The organism is Chromobacterium sp. ASV23, assembly GCF_016428945.1.
In the GTDB taxonomy this organism is placed as follows: domain Bacteria; phylum Pseudomonadota; class Gammaproteobacteria; order Burkholderiales; family Chromobacteriaceae; genus Chromobacterium; species Chromobacterium sinusclupearum.
Genome location: NZ_JAELTR010000004.1, coordinates 57,184 through 75,254 on the forward strand (window position 1 = coordinate 57,184; position 18,071 = coordinate 75,254).

General features: G+C 61.9%; 18 protein-coding genes, 1 tRNA gene and 1 pseudogene. 15 read left to right on the plus strand and 5 right to left on the minus strand.

The genetic code is table 11. From position 1 onward, the window contains the following. The first annotated feature begins 18 nt into the window (after window positions 1–18). The 6 genes from rpsP (at window position 19) to xerD (ending at window position 3,358) form a co-directional block, all read left to right on the plus strand. Window positions 19–270 (plus strand): 30S ribosomal protein S16, encoded by a 252-nt coding sequence (gene rpsP, locus JHD59_RS03145; RefSeq protein WP_011137222.1) that lies wholly within the window; start codon window positions 19–21, stop codon window positions 268–270. Between the two features lie 34 nt (window positions 271–304). Then, window positions 305–811 (plus strand): ribosome maturation factor RimM, encoded by a 507-nt coding sequence (gene rimM / locus JHD59_RS03150; protein WP_199153117.1) that lies wholly within the window; start codon window positions 305–307, stop codon window positions 809–811. Next, window positions 811–1,578: a tRNA (guanosine(37)-N1)-methyltransferase TrmD gene (trmD, locus tag JHD59_RS03155; protein WP_199153118.1), complete on the plus strand. Its 768-nt coding sequence runs from the start codon at window positions 811–813 to the stop codon at window positions 1,576–1,578. Before rimM ends, trmD begins: the two co-directional genes overlap by 1 nt. 3 nt (window positions 1,579–1,581) lie before the next feature. Then, window positions 1,582–1,950, plus strand: coding sequence for a 50S ribosomal protein L19 (rplS, locus tag JHD59_RS03160; protein WP_043624391.1), 369 nt, complete (start codon window positions 1,582–1,584; stop codon window positions 1,948–1,950). 72 nt (window positions 1,951–2,022) lie between these two features. Then, window positions 2,023–2,484 (plus strand): methylated-DNA--[protein]-cysteine S-methyltransferase, encoded by a 462-nt coding sequence (locus JHD59_RS03165; protein WP_199153119.1) that lies wholly within the window; start codon window positions 2,023–2,025, stop codon window positions 2,482–2,484. Continuing rightward, the gene (gene xerD, locus JHD59_RS03170; protein ID WP_199153120.1) at window positions 2,471–3,358 is read left to right on the plus strand and encodes a site-specific tyrosine recombinase XerD; all 888 of its coding nucleotides are present in this window, start codon (window positions 2,471–2,473) and stop codon (window positions 3,356–3,358) included. Before JHD59_RS03165 ends, xerD begins: the two co-directional genes overlap by 14 nt. A 69-nt stretch (window positions 3,359–3,427) precedes the next feature. Here xerD and clpA read toward each other — a convergent pair whose 3' ends face one another. Together clpA and clpS are read right to left on the minus strand one after the other, a co-directional pair. Beyond that, window positions 3,428–5,710 carry an ATP-dependent Clp protease ATP-binding subunit ClpA gene (clpA, locus tag JHD59_RS03175; RefSeq protein WP_103320879.1) on the minus strand — a complete coding sequence of 761 codons (2,283 nt, stop codon included), beginning with the start codon at window positions 5,708–5,710 and terminating at the stop codon, window positions 3,428–3,430. Beyond that, on the minus strand, window positions 5,710–6,018 hold the full coding sequence (gene clpS, locus JHD59_RS03180; RefSeq protein WP_043624381.1) for an ATP-dependent Clp protease adapter ClpS: 309 nt from the start codon (window positions 6,016–6,018) through the stop codon (window positions 5,710–5,712). Before clpS ends, clpA begins: the two co-directional genes overlap by 1 nt. 225 nt (window positions 6,019–6,243) lie before the next feature. Between clpS and JHD59_RS03185 the strand changes: the two genes are divergently transcribed. Continuing rightward, window positions 6,244–6,447, plus strand: a complete 204-nt coding sequence (locus JHD59_RS03185) for a cold-shock protein (RefSeq protein WP_011137214.1) — start codon at window positions 6,244–6,246, stop codon at window positions 6,445–6,447. Window positions 6,448–6,522: 75 nt separating this feature from the next. Here JHD59_RS03185 and JHD59_RS03190 read toward each other — a convergent pair whose 3' ends face one another. After that, complete coding sequence (locus JHD59_RS03190) at window positions 6,523–7,065, minus strand: GNAT family N-acetyltransferase (protein ID WP_199153122.1); 543 nt, start codon at window positions 7,063–7,065, stop codon at window positions 6,523–6,525. 93 nt (window positions 7,066–7,158) lie between these two features. On the opposite strand from JHD59_RS03190, the gene JHD59_RS03195 reads away from it, so the two are divergent. The 4 genes and pseudogenes from JHD59_RS03195 to JHD59_RS03210 all read left to right on the plus strand — a co-directional run. Further along, entirely contained in the window at window positions 7,159–8,052 is an 894-nt protein-coding gene (locus JHD59_RS03195; RefSeq protein ID WP_199153123.1) for a LysR family transcriptional regulator, read from the plus strand. Window positions 8,053–8,150: 98 nt separating this feature from the next. After that, window positions 8,151–8,240 (plus strand) — tRNA-Ser (locus JHD59_RS03200). A 454-nt stretch (window positions 8,241–8,694) separates the two neighbouring features. Continuing rightward, a complete protein-coding gene (locus tag JHD59_RS03205; protein ID WP_083338705.1) occupies window positions 8,695–8,898 on the plus strand; it encodes a cold-shock protein in 204 nt (67 codons plus the stop codon). Window positions 8,899–9,012: 114 nt separating this feature from the next. Beyond that, a pseudogene (locus JHD59_RS03210) lies at window positions 9,013–9,171 on the plus strand (IS256 family transposase); the annotation flags it as partial. 108 nt (window positions 9,172–9,279) lie between these two features. On the opposite strand, the gene JHD59_RS03215 reads toward JHD59_RS03210, so the two are convergent. Further along, window positions 9,280–10,542, minus strand: a complete 1,263-nt coding sequence (locus tag JHD59_RS03215) for a glycerate kinase (protein WP_199153124.1) — start codon at window positions 10,540–10,542, stop codon at window positions 9,280–9,282. Window positions 10,543–10,698: 156 nt separating this feature from the next. On the opposite strand from JHD59_RS03215, the gene mutS reads away from it, so the two are divergent. Together mutS and JHD59_RS03225 are read left to right on the plus strand one after the other, a co-directional pair. Continuing rightward, window positions 10,699–13,239, plus strand: a complete 2,541-nt coding sequence (gene mutS, locus JHD59_RS03220; protein ID WP_199153125.1) for a DNA mismatch repair protein MutS — start codon at window positions 10,699–10,701, stop codon at window positions 13,237–13,239. A gap of 65 nt (window positions 13,240–13,304) precedes the next feature. Beyond that, window positions 13,305–13,730 (plus strand): hypothetical protein, encoded by a 426-nt coding sequence (locus tag JHD59_RS03225; RefSeq protein WP_103320875.1) that lies wholly within the window; start codon window positions 13,305–13,307, stop codon window positions 13,728–13,730. Between the two features lie 168 nt (window positions 13,731–13,898). On the opposite strand, the gene JHD59_RS03230 is transcribed toward JHD59_RS03225, so the two are convergent. Further along, a complete protein-coding gene (locus tag JHD59_RS03230; RefSeq protein WP_199153126.1) occupies window positions 13,899–14,570 on the minus strand; it encodes a pseudouridine synthase in 672 nt (223 codons plus the stop codon). A 346-nt stretch (window positions 14,571–14,916) separates the two neighbouring features. On the opposite strand from JHD59_RS03230, the gene JHD59_RS03235 reads away from it, so the two are divergent. Then, window positions 14,917–17,154 carry an NADP-dependent isocitrate dehydrogenase gene (locus JHD59_RS03235; RefSeq protein WP_199153127.1) on the plus strand — a complete coding sequence of 746 codons (2,238 nt, stop codon included), beginning with the start codon at window positions 14,917–14,919 and terminating at the stop codon, window positions 17,152–17,154. A gap of 350 nt (window positions 17,155–17,504) precedes the next feature. After that, window positions 17,505–18,071: a GbsR/MarR family transcriptional regulator gene (locus JHD59_RS03240; RefSeq protein WP_043624364.1), complete on the plus strand. Its 567-nt coding sequence runs from the start codon at window positions 17,505–17,507 to the stop codon at window positions 18,069–18,071.

Below are 18,071 nucleotides of genomic sequence, written 5' to 3' on the forward strand. Positions count from 1 at the left end.
TTTCAAGGACAATCGACAATGGTAGTGATTCGTCTGGCACGCGGCGGCGCCAAGAACCGTCCGTTCTACAACATCGTGGTGACCGATTCCCGTAACCGTCGTGACGGTCGCTTCATCGAGCGCGTTGGCTTCTACAACCCGGTAGCCAACGAGAAGCAAGAACGCGTCCGCTTCACCATGGACCGTCTGAACTACTGGGTAGGCGTTGGCGCCCAGCTGTCCGACTCCGTTGCCAAGCTGCTGAAAGAGCAGAAGGTCGTAGCCGCTTAATCCGGCTATCCAACATCAAGACGGATTTGGGCGCATGCGCGACGAAGATCTCGTAGTAATGGGCTTTGTGCGCGGCGCCTTCGGTATTAAAGGCTGGGTGAAAATCCATGCCGATACCGAATACGCTGACAGCCTGTTTGATTACCCGACCTGGTGGTTGGGCAAAAACGGCAGCTGGAAGCCGTACGCATTCGAAAACGGCGCGGTTCAGCCCAAGGCCCTGGCGGCCAAGCTGGAAGGCGTCGACGAGCGCGACACAGCGGAAGCGTTGCGAGGCATGCAGATTGCCGTGCCGCGCAGCGAGCTCCCCGAAGCTGGCGAAGGCGAATACTACTGGAACGATTTGATCGGTCTGGCAGTCGTCAACCAGCAGGGCGAGGCGCTGGGCACGGTGGAGACGCTGCTGGAAACCGGCGCCAACGACGTATTGGTGGTGAAGGGTGAGCACGGCCAAAGGCTGATCCCCTTCGTGGATCAATATGTGCTGGAGGTGCTGCTGGCCGAAGGCCGCATCCTGGTGGACTGGGGTCTGGATTACTGATGCAGATCGACGCGGTAACGCTGTTCCCGGAGATGTTCGACTCGATCGCCCGCTTTGGCGTCAGCCAGCGGGCGCTTGACTTGGGCTTGTGGCAGTTCCATGCCTGGAACCCGCGCGATTTCACCCACGACAATTATCGTCGGGTGGATGACCGGCCGTATGGCGGCGGTCCCGGCATGGTGATGCAGATCGAACCGCTGGAGCAAGCCCTTGCCGCCGCGCGCGCGCGTCAGCGCGCAGCCGGCGCCGAGAGCAGCCATGTGGTGTATCTGTCGCCGCAGGGCGCGCGGCTCTCGCACGCCAAGGCGGTGGAGCTGTCGCAAAGGTCTGGCCTGATTCTGCTGTGCGGCCGCTACGAAGGCATAGACGAGCGGCTGATCGCCACGCAAGTCGACGAGGAGATTTCCATCGGCGACTACGTGCTATCGGGCGGCGAATTGCCGGCGATGGTACTGGCGGACGCTGTGGTGCGCTTGTTGCCGGGCGTGCTCAACGATGCGCAATCGGCGTACGAAGACTCATTTGTGGATGGTCTGCTAGACTGTCCGCACTATACCCGACCCGAAGAGTATCGAGGCATGCGGGTGCCGGATGTGCTGTTGTCCGGTAATCATGCCCTGATCGCCAAATGGCGGCTGAAGCAGTCGCTGGGACGCACGTGGCAACGTCGGCCCGAACTGCTGAAAGACCGTATTTTGACAAAACAGGAATCTCGGCTGCTGGCGGAGTACCAGCAGGAACAAGATGTCCAGAACAAATCGGAGTAAATCATGGATCTGATCCAAAAACTCGAGCAAGAAGAAATCGCACGCCTGGGCAAGACCCTGCCGGAATTCGCCCCGGGCGACACCGTAGTGGTTCAGGTGAAGGTAAAGGAAGGCAACCGCGAGCGTCTGCAGGCTTACGAAGGCGTGGTCATCGCCAAGCGTAACCGCGGTCTGAACAGCGCGTTCACCGTGCGCAAGATCTCCGCCGGCGAAGGCGTTGAGCGTACCTTCCAAACCTACTCCCCGCTGGTGGCTTCCGTTGAAGTGAAGCGTCGCGGTGACGTTCGTCGCGCCAAGCTGTACTACCTGCGCGGCCGCACCGGCAAGTCCGCTCGCATCAAGGAAAAGCTGCCGGCTCGCAAGCAGGGTTAATCCTGCCGGCGACCGCCGCTATCATCAAAGCGCAAGGCCTGGCCTTGCGCTTTTTTCGTTTCAGGGGATGAGATGGAATATGCCGTGATCGCCGCGCCGTTTGGCAGGCTGGGCGTGGCTTGCCGAGACGGGGAGCTGGTCGAACTGCGTTTCCTGCCGGCGGATGCGGCCTTGCAGACGCCGGCTGCGGGGAGTTTGGCGGCCGAAGTGGCGAGGCAGCTGGACGCCTATTACACCGATGCGCGCCACGCCTTCACTGTGCCTTACCGCTTGCACGGCACGCCCTATCAGTTGCGGGTATGGGAGCGGATTGCCGCCATTCCCTGCGGCGAGACCCGCCGTTACCTCGACCTCTCCCAAGCGCTGGCCTCGTCGCCGCGCGCCGTCGGCGGCGCTTGCGGCCGCAATCCCATCCCCATCATCGTGCCGTGCCACCGCGTGGTGGCCAGCGCGGGGCTTGGGGGCTTCAACCAATCCACCGGCGACGAAACGCTGGACATCAAGCGATGGCTGCTGCGGCATGAGCTCGGATAAGGACAGCATCGACGCCTTTCTCGACCAGCTATGGCTGGCCGACGGGTTATCCAACAACACCTTGGCGGCCTATCGCCGCGACCTGTCCAAGCTGGCCGCCCGGCTGGCCGAGCTGGGCGCGTCGCTGGAGCGGGCCGGGCGGGACGAACTGGAGCAGGCGATGCTGATCGGAGCGGGCAGCGAGAAGCCGGCCACCCGCGCCCGTCTGACTTCGGCCTTGCGCCGCTATTACCAATACCTGCTGCAAAGCGGCCAGCGACAAGATGATCCCAGCGCCAATCTGGCCTCGCCCAAGCAGGGCCAGCGCTTGCCCAAGTCCCTGTCCGAAGTCGATGTCGAGGCCTTGCTGGCCGCGCCGGATGTGGCGACGCCGCTGGGCCTGCGCGACCGCGCCATGCTGGAGGTGCTGTACGCCAGCGGCCTGCGGGTGTCCGAGCTGGTGGGCCTGACGCTGAACCAGCTGAATCTGCTGGACGGCGTGGTCAAAACCATGGGCAAGGGCAGCAAGGAACGGCTGGTGCCGTTGGGCGAGATCGCCCAGGACTGGCTGCTGCGTTACCTGAAAGAGGCGCGGCCGCTGCTGCTGGCCGGCCATCCCAGCGACGCGGTGTTCGTCACGCAGCGCAAGGCCGGGATGACGCGGCAGATGGCTTGGCATCTGATTTCGCAATACGCCGGCCGCCAGGGCCTGTCCAAGGTCAGCCCGCACGTGCTGCGGCACGCCTTCGCCACCCATCTGGTCAACCACGGCGCCGACCTGCGCGTGGTGCAGCTGCTGCTGGGGCACGCCGACATTTCCACCACCCAGATCTATACCCATGTGGCGCGGGAGCGGCTGAAGCAACTGCATGCGCGCCATCATCCGCGCGGTTGATGCCGGGGAGAGCGCGCCAAACAAAAACGCCCGCATGCGCGGGCGTTTGCTTGAGAGAACAGCCTAGGATCAGGCGGGTTCGGCCGTGGCCAAGGCATCCTGATCGAACTGCAGCTCCACCTTGCCGTCGATGACCGTCACCGTCACCTCGCCGCCGGCCACCAGGCGGCCGAACAGCAGCTCGTCCGCCAGCGCCTTGCGCAGGGTATCCTGAATCAGGCGGGCCATCGGCCGCGCGCCCATCAGCGGGTCGAAGCCGTTCTTCGCCAGGTATTGGCGCAGCTCGTCGGTGAAGTGGATATCGACATGCTTCTCCGACAGTTGCTGCTCCAGCTGCATCAGGAATTTGTCCACCACCTGCAGGATGATCTGCTCGTCCAGCATGCTGAACGGGATGATGGCATCCAGGCGGTTGCGGAACTCGGGGCTGAACATCTTCTTGATGTCGCCCATCTCGTCGCCCGCGGCCTTGGTCTGGGTGAAGCCCAGCGAAGGCTTGGACAGCGATTCCGCGCCCGCGTTGGTGGTCATGATCAGCACCACGTTGCGGAAGTCAGCCTTGCGGCCGTTGTTGTCGGTCAGCGTGCCGTGGTCCATCACCTGCAGCAGGACGTTGTAGATGTCCGGATGCGCCTTCTCGATCTCGTCCAGCAGCAGCACGGTGTACGGATGCTTGTTGATCGCTTCCGTCAGCTGGCCGCCCTGTTCGAAACCGACATAGCCCGGAGGCGCGCCGATCAGTCGGGACACCGCGTGGCGCTCCATGTACTCGGACATGTCGAAGCGGATCAGCTCGACGCCGAGGATGTAGGCCAGCTGGCGCGCCAGTTCGGTTTTACCGACGCCGGTGGGGCCGGAGAACAGGAACGATCCGATCGGCTTCTGCGGGTTGCCCAGGCCGGAACGCGTCATCTTGATCGCGCTGGCCAGCCCTTCGATGGCTTTCTCCTGGCCGAACACGACGTTCTTCAGGTCGCGCTCCAGATTCTTCAGCACGTTCTTGTCGTCGCTGGAGACGGTCTTCGGCGGAATGCGGGCGATCTTGGCGACGATCTCCTCGATTTCCGATTTGTTGATGACCTTCTTCTGCTTGGACTTCGGCAGAATCTTCTGCGCCGCGCCGGCTTCATCGATCACGTCGATCGCCTTGTCCGGCAGGTGGCGGTCGTTGATGTAGCGCGCCGACAGCTCCGCCGCGGTGGACAGGGCCGATTGCGTGTACTTGACGCCATGGTGGGCCTCGAAGCGGGATTTCAGCCCCTTCAGGATTTCCACCGTCTGCTGCACGGTAGGCTCGGTCACGTCGATCTTCTGGAAACGGCGCGACAGCGCGTTGTCCTTCTCGAAGATGCCGCGGTACTCGTTGTACGTGGTCGCGCCTATGCAACGCAGGCTGCCGTTGGACAGTGCCGGTTTCAGCAGGTTGGACGCGTCCAGCGTGCCGCCGGAGGCCGCGCCGGCGCCGATCAGCGTGTGGATCTCGTCGATGAACAGGATGGCGTTGGTGTCATCGGTCAGCTGCTTGATGACGGCCTTCAGCCGCTGTTCGAAATCGCCGCGGTACTTGGTGCCGGCCAGCAGGGCGCCCATGTCCAGCGCGTAAACGGTGGACTTGGACAAAATCTCCGGCACTTCGCCGTTGACGATGCGGCGCGCCAGGCCTTCGGCGATGGCGGTTTTGCCGACGCCGGCCTCGCCGACCAGCAGCGGATTGTTCTTGCGGCGGCGGCACAGGATCTGCACGGTCCGCTCCAGCTCCGGCTCGCGGCCGATCAAGGGATCGATCTTGCCGTCGCGCGCCATCTGGTTGAGGTTCTGGGTGTAGTTCTCCAGCGCCCCGCCCGGACCGGTGGCTTGTTCCTCGCTGTCCGCGTCGCTGTTGCTATTGTCGCGCGGCTCCTGCGGCTGCTGCTGCGACCGCTGCTTGGTGATGCCATGGGAGATGAAGTTGACGACATCCAGGCGCGAGATGCCCTGCTGGTGCAGGTAATACACCGCGTGCGAATCCTTTTCGCCAAAGATGGCGACCAGGATGTTGGCGCCGGACACTTCTTTCTTGCCCGACGACTGCACGTGCAGGATGGCGCGTTGAATCACCCGCTGGAAGCCGAGGGTGGGTTGCGTCTCGACCTCGGTTTCGCCGGGCACGGTGGGCGTGTGCTCGTCGATGAAGTCGGACAGTTGTTTTTTGAGTTGGTCGATATTCGCCCCGCAGGCTCGCAACACCTCTGCGGCCGACGGATTGTCGGTCATCGCGAGCAGCAGATGCTCCACGCTGATGAACTCGTGGCGCTTGCGCCGTGCGTCCATGAACGCCATGTGCAGGCTTACTTCAAGCTCCTGGGCAATCATCAGTTTTCCTCCATTACGCACTGAAGCGGATGCTGATGCGCTTTCGCATATTGCAACACCTGCTCGACCTTCGTTGCAGCCACGTCTTTGGTATAAACGCCACACACGCCGTGACCTTGCGTGTGGACTTGCAGCATGATTTGTGTGGCCTTCTCTCTGTTCATATGGAAGAACTGCTGGAGAACCTGCACCACGAAGTCCATCGGGGTAAAATCATCGTTCAATAACAACACCTTATACATCGGTGGAGGGTTTTCCCTAACCCGTGACGCCTCAAGCTGGGCATCGTCTTTGACCGAGGTGGACATGTCGACTTTCATGGAAACGGTGCCTTACTTCAATTTTGGTTCCCTCTGACTTTTTTTCAAGGGGGGCCGTAAGACCGCTATCACTTGACGTCGTCGCCTGGGTTGCGTAGAAATGCAGCTGGTGCTTGGCTTAACTGTTTGGCATTTTGCGATCCAGCAAGTTCTGTCACTCTATTAAGCTCTAAGTTGGTCGGCTTCACCAGCCTTTTTTTGCAAGGAAGTTAAATGGCATTTGGTACCGTAAAGTGGTTCAATGACGCAAAAGGCTTCGGCTTTATTACTCCGGATGAAGGCGGCGAAGATCTGTTCGCTCACTTCTCGGCCATCAACATGCAAGGCTTCAAGACTCTGAAAGAGGGTCAACGTGTAAGCTTTGAAGTGGTGTCCGGTCCGAAAGGTAAGCAAGCGTCTAATATCCAGAACGCCTAATTGGGTTCTGGGTCAGTCTCGCCGCGCGGCGAGCTGATAGTCGTATTCCAAAAAAGCCCGCCCCTGGCGGGTTTTTCATTTTCCGCATTCTCTGGCGTAGTCGTCTCGGCTCAGCATAAAGACCAGTGACGGCGGATTGCCGGGCACATCCGACAGTTGTCCAATCTGTCGAAAACCCTGCTTGGCCAACACGCGGATCGATTGCAGGTTGGCCGGCCGCACCATGCCGTAAATCGCCTCTCGCTCCCCCTCTCCGAAGGCAAACCCTATAGCCGCGCGGGCCGTTTCGCTGGCATAACCGCAGCCCCAGGCCGACGTGGCAAAACGGTAGCCCAGGTTCAGCCGCATTTCGCCGCCGTAGTCCTTATAGGATAGTCCACCAAAGCCGATCACATGGCCCGGCGCTTCTCTTTTTTCCACCGCCCACTGTCCGATCCCGTCCGCGGCCCAGCCGTCCAGCCAGCTGGCCATGCGTTGCCGGGCATAATCCAGGCTGGGGTAGGGGCCGTTGGGGTTGTAGAGATTGGTCGCCGGATCGCCGTAGATGTCGAACAAGGCCTGGGTGTCTTCTGCGGTCACGGCACGCAAAATCAGTCGCTCGGTTTCCTGGTAGCGCATGGAGTGGTCTCATTGAAAATGGAATGCCATTGTCGTGGCGGGTTGGATATTATGGAAGACGGTATCTAGTGATGTTTGATATGGGTTTTTGTTATGTCTATTGTCTTAAGCGATCTGCAATTGCTGCTGGACGCGGCGGAGCTAGGCAGCTTCAGCCAGGCCGCGGCAAAGCGCGGCTGGACGCAGCCGCAGGTCAGCCAGCGCATCGCACAGCTGGAGTCATCGCTGGGGGCCCGCCTGTTCAGCCGGCATCGCCGTGGCGCGGAACCGACAGCGGCTTGCCTGGCCTTTTTGCCTGCCGCCCGCACCGCGCTGGAGGCGTTGGCCGATGGGCGGGAGCAGTTAGGCGTGGGGCAGGGCTTGCCCAAATTGAAGCTGGCCTGCCTGCCTTCGCTGGCCGGAGTGATATTCGGCCCGCTATTGCGCAAACTGGCCGACGCGCCGTTGGAAATCCGTTGCGATACCGACCATTCGCCGCACATTCTGCAGCAGCTGTTGGCGGGAACGCTGGATGTCGGATTTGTGCTGCAACGGCCTGCGCTTTCCGGCATAGCGCAGGAAGCGCTGGGCGAGTCGCCGATTGTGGCCGTGGTCTGCGCCACGCATCCTTTGGCGGGCAAGCGTGGCCTCTCCTTGCGCGAGCTTGCCGCTCATCCCTTGGCGCCGCAGCGCTGGGGAGACGCGGCGGAGGACTTGGTCAGGCGCTTGCGGCCGCTGCGTCAGTCCGACAGTCCGATCCATCTGCTGCAGCCGGCGACGGCGGCGCGCGACCTGGCCTTGTGGCATGGCTACGTGGCGTTCGTGCCCAGGCTGGCGGTGCGGGAAGAGCTGGCGCAGGGGCTGCTCCACGAATTGGACCTGGCCGAACCGGAGCTGGGGCGCTGGCGCGTGGTGATGGCCTGGCGCGGCGGCAAGCGCCGGGATGTCGCCAAGGAGACGGCGCTGACTGCGGCGCGACAACTGGCGCAGGATTGGCGCGCCGCCTAGGCTAGCCAAGCAGGGGCGGGGTTTGCCCGCAATAAGCTGCAACCGGGTATTGACAGGAAAAGCGCTTCAAACCATAATGCGCACCTCGACTGACCGCCGGAGAGGTGGCAGAGTGGTCGAATGTACCTGACTCGAAATCAGGCGTACGTGCAAGCGTACCGAGGGTTCGAATCCCTCCCTCTCCGCCAGTAGAACGCATCAAAGCCCTGAGCAATCAGGGCTTTTTTGTTTTTATCCCTTCTTGTTGCATGCATATCCACTATGCCCCCAAGTTTTGCTACCCTACGGCAATTAAAAGGCATTTTCCATCGTCACGGCGTACAATAATTCGACTGATGATAGACATCACCAAAGCACTTTCCCAGTGCGCAAATAAGATAGAAACCTAGCCAGTTTCAATGAATTTTAAAATTATTCATGCAATTCGTCGTGGATGCGGTCAGCCTACATTTTTCAAGATGACAAATCTTGTTGACAATTGAAAAGTAACCTGTGCATTATATGAGATAGCAGGATCTTCAAGCGTCATATCTATCGACACCGCGTTGCCCACCCAGTTGGTCTTCATTGTTTCCTTATCTATTCCTTGATTATCATGCTTTTCGGCAATTTTATTGCCCTTACTGACACAAGGAGTAAATTATGGAAACTGGTATCGTTAAATTTTTCAACGACGCAAAAGGTTTTGGTTTTATCACCCCGGACAATGGCGGTGATGATCTGTTCGCTCATTTTTCTGAAATTCGCGCCGATGGATTCAAATCGCTGAATGAAGGCCAAAAAGTGAGCTTTACCAGAGCCATGGGCCAAAAGGGTCCGGCAGCATCCGGCATTCAGCCTCTCTAAATTATTGCTGCTATCAAAAAAGCCCCTAGCGGGCTTTTTTTTTTGGTTCATCCCCGATGACCGGGGAACGCGGCCTTGATCTTCAGAAAGAAGTAGCCGCTGTCTTCCTGCAGCAAGCTGACCAAGAGTCGCAGCTCATTTCCGAGCGACGAAGCTTTGTTGAAGTGGTTCTACCTAGCATTGAAAAATATCAGCCAGTAGTGGAGCATGTCGATCCGAGACCGGAAGGCGGCCCTAACTCGCTTTGCTATCCAGTTCGAGTCACGCTTACCTTACCTTACCTTACCTTACCTAAACCAAACCCCGGTTACACAAAAAATTCGGACACTCTCGGGCACCTTCACAAGCCGATATTGTTGTCCTTCGGGTTCAAGACTCGCGCTAGCCCAGCAAGATCGCTCTGAAATCATTGACATTGGTGTGCGTCGGCCCGGTGACTAGCAGATCGTTCAGCGCGGAGAAAAAACCATAGCTTTCATGATCCGCCAGGCAGTCTTCGGCCTTGAGGCCTAGCGCAAGGGCGCGTGCCAGCGTATCTGGCGTGATCAGCGCGCCGGCATTGTCCTCGCTGCCGTCTATGCCGTCGGTGTCCGCCGCCAAGGCATAGACGCCGGGCAGGCCGTTCAGCGCCACGGCGAGGGCGAGCAGGAACTCGCCGTTGCGGCCGCCGCGGCCCTGGCCTTTCAGAGTGACCGTGGTTTCTCCGCCGGACAGGATGAGGGCGGGCCGCGCCACCGGCAGGTCATGCGCCGCGATTTGACGGGCGATGCCGGCGTGGACTTTCGCCACCTCGCGCGCTTCGCCCTCTATGCTGTCGCCCAGCAACAACACGTCGTAACCGAGCCGCCTCGCCTCGGCCTCCGCCGCCCGCAGGGCGATTTGCGGCGCGGCGATCAGCCGGTACTCGGCATGGGCCAGCCTAGTGTCGCCCGGCTTGGGCGTCTCGTCGGGTTCCGCGTCCAACAGGGCTTGCGCCGCCGGCGGCAAGCTCAGGCCGTATTTGGCGACTACGGCGCGCGCGTCGGCATAAGTGCTGGGATCGGCCACTGTCGGTCCCGACGCGATCACGGCCGGATCGTCGCCCACCACATCGGAAATCGCCAAGGTCACCAGCCGCGCCGGCGCGCAGGCCAGCGCCAGCCGTCCGCCCTTGATGGCCGACAGGTGCTTGCGCACGGCGTTCATTTCGTCGATGCCCGCGCCGCAGGCCAGCAACTGCCGGTTGACCTGCTGTTTGTCTTTCAGGCTGATGCCCTCGGCCGGCAGCGACAGCAACGCCGAACCGCCGCCGGACAGCAGGCAGATCACCAGGTCGTCGGCGGTCAGCCCGCGCACCGCGTCCAGAACCCGCTGGGCGGCGATGCAAGCGGCCGCGTCAGGCACCGGATGGGACGCCTCCAGCACTGTGATCCGCGAAGTGGGCACCGCATGACCATAGCGTGTCACCACCACGCCGGACAACGGGCTCGGCCAGGCCTGTTCCAGCACGCGCGCCATCGCGGCGGCGGCCTTGCCGGCGCCGATCACCACCGTACGGCCCGTTGGCGGAGGCGGCAGATGATCCAGCAGCCGTTCCGGCTTGACGCTGGCGACGGCGACATCGAACAGGCGGCGCAAGACTTGCTGCGGCGATAGGCGGGACATGGCTTTTCTCCTTATGGTTGTCGGAACATTGTGCCGCAAGCCGCCCTGGCTGACACCCCCGCCGCCGCGCGCTAAAATGTCGCCAACTTCGACGCCCCGCCTTTCCGGGGCGTCGCGCATTTATCCAGACCGACCAAGAGCAGAGCCCGACACCCGATGAGCACGCCCCAGCACACCCCGATGATGCAGCAGTATCTAGCCCTGAAACGCGAGCACGCAGACAAGCTGCTGTTCTACCGCATGGGCGACTTCTACGAGCTGTTCTACGAGGATGCGGAAAAGGCGTCGCGGCTGTTGGACATCACGCTGACCGCGCGCGGCGCCAGCGCCGGCACGCCGATCAAGATGGCCGGCATTCCTTACCATGCCGCCGAGGGCTATCTGGCGCGGCTGGTGAAGATGGGCGAATCCGTGGCTATCGCCGAGCAGATCGGCGATCCCGCCCTGGCCAAAGGGCCAGTGGAACGCAAGGTGGTGCGCATCGTCACGCCGGGCACGCTGACCGACGCGGCGCTCTTGGACGACAAGCGCGACAACCTGGTGCTGGCGGTCAATATGGTCAAGGGCGTGCTGGGCCTGGCCTGGTTGTCGCTGGCCAGCGGCGAATTCAAGGTGATGCAGGCTAGCGTCGAGGACTTGGCCAGCGAGCTGGAACGCCTGAAACCGGCCGAGCTGGTGATTCCGGACGACACAGGCCTGGCGGCGTTCGAGCAGATCGCCATCCCCCGGAAGAAGCTGCCGCCGTGGCAGTTCGACATCGAATCGTCCAAGCTGGCGCTGACCCGCCATTTCGGCACCCGCGATCTGGCCGGCTTCGGCGCCGACACGTTGCCGGTGGCCGTCGGTGCCGCGGGGGCCTTGCTGGAATACGTGAAGTCCACTCAGGGCGTGAATCCGGCGCATATTTCCGCGCTGTCGGTAGAGGACGCCGGCGAGCTGATCCGCATGGACGCCGCCACCCGCCGCAATCTGGAATTGACTGAAACCATACGCGGCGAGGCGTCGCCGACGCTGGCATCCCTGCTCGACACCTGCGCCACCAGCATGGGCAGCCGACTGCTTGGCCATTGGCTGCATCATCCGATGCGCAATCACCAGAAGCTGGCGCGCCGCCACGGCGCGGTGCGCGCGCTGCTGGCGCGCCATCAGGACGTTCATGCCGAGCTGGACCAGGTATCGGACATCGAGCGCATCACCGCCCGCGTGGCGCTGCGCTCGGCGCGGCCGCGCGACTTGTCGGCATTGCGAGATTCGCTGAAGGCGCTGGCAGGCATCAAGGCGCTGGCCGCCAGCCTGGATGCGCCCTTGCTGCGCGAACTGGCCGCTGTGTTGCCGGACCACTCGCCAGTGGAAACCATGCTCTCCGCCGCCATCCTGCCGGAGCCGGCCACCTTTCTGCGCGACGGCGGCGTCATCAACAACGGTTTCAGCCCGGTGCTGGATGAGTTGCGGGCGATCCAGAACGACTGCGGCGACTTCCTGCTGCAGCTGGAAGCGCGCGAGAAGGAACGCACCGGCATCACCACGCTGAAAGTCGAATTCAACCGCGTGCACGGCTTCTATATCGAAGTATCCAAGGCGCAGTCGGACAAGGTGCCGGACGACTACCGCCGCCGCCAGACGCTGAAGAACGCCGAGCGCTACATCACGCCGGAGTTGAAGGAGTTCGAAGACAAGGCGCTGACCGCGCAAGACCGCTCGCTGGCGCTGGAAAAACAATTGTACGAGGCGCTGCTGGACGAGCTGGCGCCGCACATCGCCGAGTTGAAGCTGATCGCCCAGGCCGTGGCCGCGCTGGACGTGCTGGCTGCGTTCGCCCAGCGCGCCAGCATAGGCAATTACGCCGAGCCGCAGTTTGTCGCCGAACCGCGGCTGGAGATCGTCGCCGGCCGCCATCCGGTGGTGGAGGCGGAAGTCGAACGCTTCATCGCCAACGACACCAAGCTGTCGGCCGAGCGCAAGCTGTTGCTGATCACCGGCCCGAATATGGGCGGTAAGTCCACTTATATGCGGCAAAACGCGCTGATCACGCTGCTGGCCCATGTCGGCAGCTTCGTGCCGGCCGACTCAGCCATCATTGGCCCGATCGACCGCATCTTCACCCGCATCGGCGCGTCGGACGACTTGGCCGGCGGCCGCTCTACCTTCATGGTGGAAATGACCGAAACTGCCAACATCCTCAACAATGCCAGCGAGCACTCGCTGGTGCTGATGGACGAAGTGGGCCGCGGGACGTCCACCTTCGACGGCTTGGCCCTGGCCTGGGCCATCGCCCGCGCGCTGATCGAAAAGAACCGCGCCTATACGCTATTCGCCACCCACTATTTTGAGCTGACCACGCTGGCTGGGGAATACCCGGCCGTCGCCAACGTGCACCTGTCGGCGGTGGAGCACAAGGACCGCATCGTGTTCCTGCACCATGTGGAGGACGGCCCGGCCAGCCAGAGCTATGGCCTGGCGGTGGCGCAGCTGGCCGGCGTGCCGAGCAAGGTGATACGCGACGCGCGCCGCCACCTGGCGGAGCTGGAGAACCAGTCGGCGGCGCGGGTGCAGCCGGACCTGTTCGCCGCCCCTGCGCCTGCGGCGGAGCCCGAGCCGCATCCGGCGCTGGAGCGGCTGGCGGAGCTGGATCCGAATGAGTTCAGCCCCAGACAAGCGCTGGAAATATTGTTCGAACTGAAAAAACTGGCCTATTGACCAGCTACTGTCGGAATCTTTACCTATTATTACTAAATGGTAACGTCCAACAGAGGAGTAACATGATGTCGCTTGAGACCGCTTCCGCCGCACCCAGCATCAGCCAACTGCTTGGCAAGCTGGCTGACGACGGGTCCATCGCCCTCTCCGAAATCCGGGAAAAGGCGAATCACGAACTGTCCAGCTTCGCCGAGCTGGCGCAAAAGGAGCTGAACCAGTTCGACATCAGCATGCCGCCCGCCATCAGCCTGATCAGCGGCGATGGATTCCAGTTGAAGCTGGAAAACGCGCATCCGCATGAAGCCGAAATCCAAAACTGGTTGCAGGGCAATCTGATTCTGGCCCGTAAGTTCAAGGAAGTCGAGGTGCTGTTCGAGTTCGTGCGCGCCACGGAAAGCGCGGGCGAAGTCTTCCCGGAAAGCTCCCACTTCCACATCGGCCTGACCAGCGCTGGCCCGATCGCTTATTTCGAGGACAATCACAGCTATTAAGGCAGACCCTCCGTGACCCAAGATTGGCGCCGTCAAGCGCCTCCACCCCGCGGGGAAGCCAAGGCTTCCCCGCTTTGCTTTTCAGCGTCGCGCATTCAAACCGCGCAGCGAACTTTCATCAGGATAAGGCGGTGAGCGGGCGGGACTATGGTCGGGAGGGAGCTGGCGTTAGTCTTTCCGGTTGCGGGCAAAGCGGAAAGTAGGGCCCTTGCCGCCCTTGGCCGCCGGCGACTGCGAGCGGTCCGACGCTCGCGCTCCAGGCTTGCGGCCGGCAGCGCCTGACCGCGGCAAGTCTTGAAGGCTCACCTCCAGCTGGCGCATCTCGCCGGGCTGCAGGCCGTCCAGCCGCCACGGGCCGATCGCCACCCGCACCAAGCGCAGCGTGGGCAGGCCCGCCTTGGCCGTCATCCGCCGCACTTGGCGGTTCTTGCCCTCGCTGATGATGATTTCCAGCCAGCAGTCCGGCACCGTCTTGCGGAAACGCACCGGCGGATTGCGCGGCCACAGTTCCGGTGTCTCGATGCGGCGAACCTGGGCCGGCTGGGTGATGAAGTCGCCCAGATCGACGCCCTGGCGCAATTTTTCCAGCTGTTCTTCCTTGGGTTCGCCCTCCACCTGCACCCAATAGGTCTTGGGCAGCTTCCAGCGCGGGTCGGCGATGCGGTGCTGCAGCGTGCCATCGCCGGTCAGCAGCAGGAGGCCCTCGCTGTCGGTGTCCAGCCGGCCTGCTGGATAGACGCCGGGCAGCGGCACGCAGGACTTCAGCGTCGGATGCGTGGGATGGTCGGAAAACTGGCAGATCACGCCATACGGTTTGTTGAGCAGAATCAGCTGGGGCATGCGGAAAACACGGCGAAATAAAGTAGGCGAATGATAGCAAGGCCTGGTCGCCGCGTGAGCGATATCGTATGTCGCGGCTGGGGACAGGCGGCTAAGCTGGTGTTCGAACAAGCGTTTTATTCGCATCCGAACGTCATCTGGCCAATTATCAGGCATAAAAGTTTCAGTTGCGTCGCCAACCAAGACGATGAGAAGGGGTATAATTCGCTTTTGAAAATTGCCAAAGAGCGGCGTGACGCCCGCGTCCGCCCTGCCAAGATCTCCGGCCTTCCCCGGAATGCCGTCCGAGCCATGACCTCTTCGCGCAATCGTTCTGTCGTCACAAGATCAACATGGAGATAGAGTAATGCCAGCAGAACAATCGAAAATCATCTACACCCTGACTGACGAAGCGCCGGCGCTGGCCACCAGCGCCTTCCTGCCGGTGGTCCAGGCCTTTGCCGCTTCCGCCGGCATCCAGGTGGAAACCGCCGACATCTCCGTGGCCGCCCGCGTGCTGGCGGAGTTCCCCGAGCATCTGACCGACGAACAGAAAGTGCCGAACACCTTGGCCGAGCTGGGCAAGCTGACTCAGCACCCGGACACCAACATCATCAAGCTCCCCAATATCAGCGCCTCCGTGGCGCAGTTGATCGCCTGCGTCAAGGAGCTGCAGTCCAAGGGCTATAACATTCCCGACTACCCGGAAAACCCGACGACAGACGCAGAAAAGGCGATCCGCGACCGTTATGCCAAGTGCCTGGGCTCGGCCGTCAATCCAGTCCTGCGCGAAGGCAACTCCGACCGCCGCGCGCCGCTGGCGGTGAAGAACTACGCCAAGAAGCATCCGCATTCGATGGGCGAATGGAAGCAGTGGTCGCAGACTCACGTTTCCCACATGCACCACGGCGACTTCTACCACGGCGAGAAGTCGATGACGCTGGACAAGGCGCGCGACGTCAAGATGGAGCTGGTGACCAAGAGCGGCCAGTCCATCGTGCTGAAACCCAAGGTGGCGCTGCAGGCCGGCGAGATCATCGACTCGATGTTCATGAGCAAGAAGGCGCTGTGCGACTTCTACGAGCGCGAGATGGAAGACTGCCGCGAAGCCGGCATTCTGTTCTCCCTGCACGTGAAGGCCACCATGATGAAGGTGTCCCACCCCATCGTGTTCGGCCACTGCGTCAAGATTTACTACAAGGACGCGTTCGAGAAGCACGGCAAGTTGTTCGAGGAACTGGGCGTCAACGTCAACAACGGCATGGCTACCCTGTACGAGAAGATCGAGACCCTGCCGGCCTCCAAGCGCGAAGAAATCATCCGCGACCTGCACGCCTGCCAGGAGCACCGTCCGCGCCTGGCCATGGTGGACTCGGCCAAGGGCATCACCAACTTCCACTCGCCGAACGACATCATCGTCGACGCCTCGATGCCGGCGATGATCCGCGCCGGCGGCAAGATGTGGGGCGCCGACGGCAAGCCTTACGACTGCAAGGCCGTGATGCCGGAATCGACCTTCGCCCGCATCTATCAGGAGATGATCAACTTCTGCAAATGGCACGGCAACTTCGACCCGCGCACCATGGGCACCGTGCCCAACGTCGGCCTGATGGCGCAGAAGGCGGAAGAATACGGCTCGCACGACAAGACCTTTGAAATCCAGGAAGACGGCATCGCCAATATCGTCGATCTGGCCACCGGCGAAGTGCTGCTGTCGCAGAATGTCGAGCAGGGCGACATCTGGCGCATGTGCCAGGTCAAGGACGCGCCGATCCGCGACTGGGTCAAGCTGGCCGTCACCCGCGCCCGCAACTCCGGCATGCCGGCCGTGTTCTGGCTGGACCCGTACCGCCCGCATGAAAACGAGCTGATCAAGAAGGTGCAGACCTACCTGAAGGATTACGACACCACGGGCCTGGACATCCACATCATGTCGCAAGTGCGCGCGATGCGTTACACGCTGGAGCGCGTGGCGCGCGGCCTGGATACCATCTCGGTCACCGGCAACATCCTGCGCGACTACCTGACCGACCTGTTCCCCATCATGGAGCTGGGCACCTCGGCCAAGATGCTGTCCATCGTGCCGCTGATGGCCGGCGGCGGCATGTACGAAACCGGCGCCGGCGGCTCCGCGCCCAAGCACGTGCAGCAACTGCTGGAAGAGAACCACCTGCGCTGGGACAGCCTGGGCGAGTTCCTGGCGCTGGCGGTCAGCCTGGAAGAACTGGGCATCAAGACCGGCAATGAGAAAGCCAAGATCCTGGCCAAGACGCTGGACGCCGCCACCGGCAAGCTGCTGGACGAGAACAAGTCCCCGTCGCGCCGCACCGGCGAGCTGGACAACCGCGGCAGTCAGTTCTACCTGTCCATGTACTGGGCCCAGGCGCTGGCCGCGCAGTCCGACGACAAGGAACTGCAAGCCCGTTTCGCGCCCATCGCCAAGCAACTGGCCGACAGCGAGCAGAAGATCCTGGCCGAACTGAAGGCCGTGCAGGGCAAGCCTGCGGATATCGGCGGCTACTACCTGCCGGATGCCGCCAAGTGCGGCGCGGTGATGCGTCCAAGCGCCACCTTTAACGCGGCCATCGCCGCTGTGCTGGCCTAAGCGGGACGGACAAGCGGCTGATGCCGGGCGTGTAGCCTGGCCTCAGCCGTTTTATTGAACGCCAAGTCATCGCGGCCATCCAGGCCAAGCTCAACAGCCTCCGGGGTTTCCCGGAGGCTTTTTTCATGCCTTTGCCCGAATGTTCTGCCGGAGGAGGGCGTCGCGGCGAGAGGGCGATGACGGCTGGCGGCGGGGAGGCGGCAAGGCGCGTTTGGATTCGTCATGCCCGGTGAGTGCGGGAGGGCAGGGGCTTGGCCGATGGCAAAATCAGTCTGTGCCTTGACGCTATCCCACCAGACAACCTATGATCCATATCAAACTTTCAGAAATTACTGAAAATTGGAAAAATCATGAACCTCCCCCCTCTGGTGCAGTCCTTTGTGTTGCACTTTGGCGAGATGGGTAGCCGCTGGGGCATCAATCGCACCGTCGGCCAGATCTATGCCTTGCTGTACGTATCGGAAAAACCGCTTAACGCCGATGAGATCGGCGAGGCGATAGGCTGTTCCCGCTCCAATGTCAGCATGGGCTTGAAAGAGCTGCAGTCGTGGCGTTTGGTCAAGCTGCAGCACTTCCCCAGCGACCGCCGCGAGTATTTCTCCACGCCGGAAGACGTGTGGCAGATCTTCAAGACCCTGGCGGAGGAGCGCAAGAAGCGCGAGGTGGAGCCGACGCTGACCATGCTGCGCGGCGCCATCATGGACAGCCCGGCCAGCGAGGCGGAGCGGCACGCGCAGGAAAGAATGAAAGAGATGTACCAGCTGATCGAGCTGGTCACCACCTGGTTTTCCGATATCCAGCACATGGACGTGGAGACGCTGCAGCGATTGATGAAGCTGGGCTCCCAGGTGCAGAAAGTGCTGCAGTTCACGCAATCGCTGTCGCGGCTCGGCCACCGCGAAGAAGAAAAGGAGTAA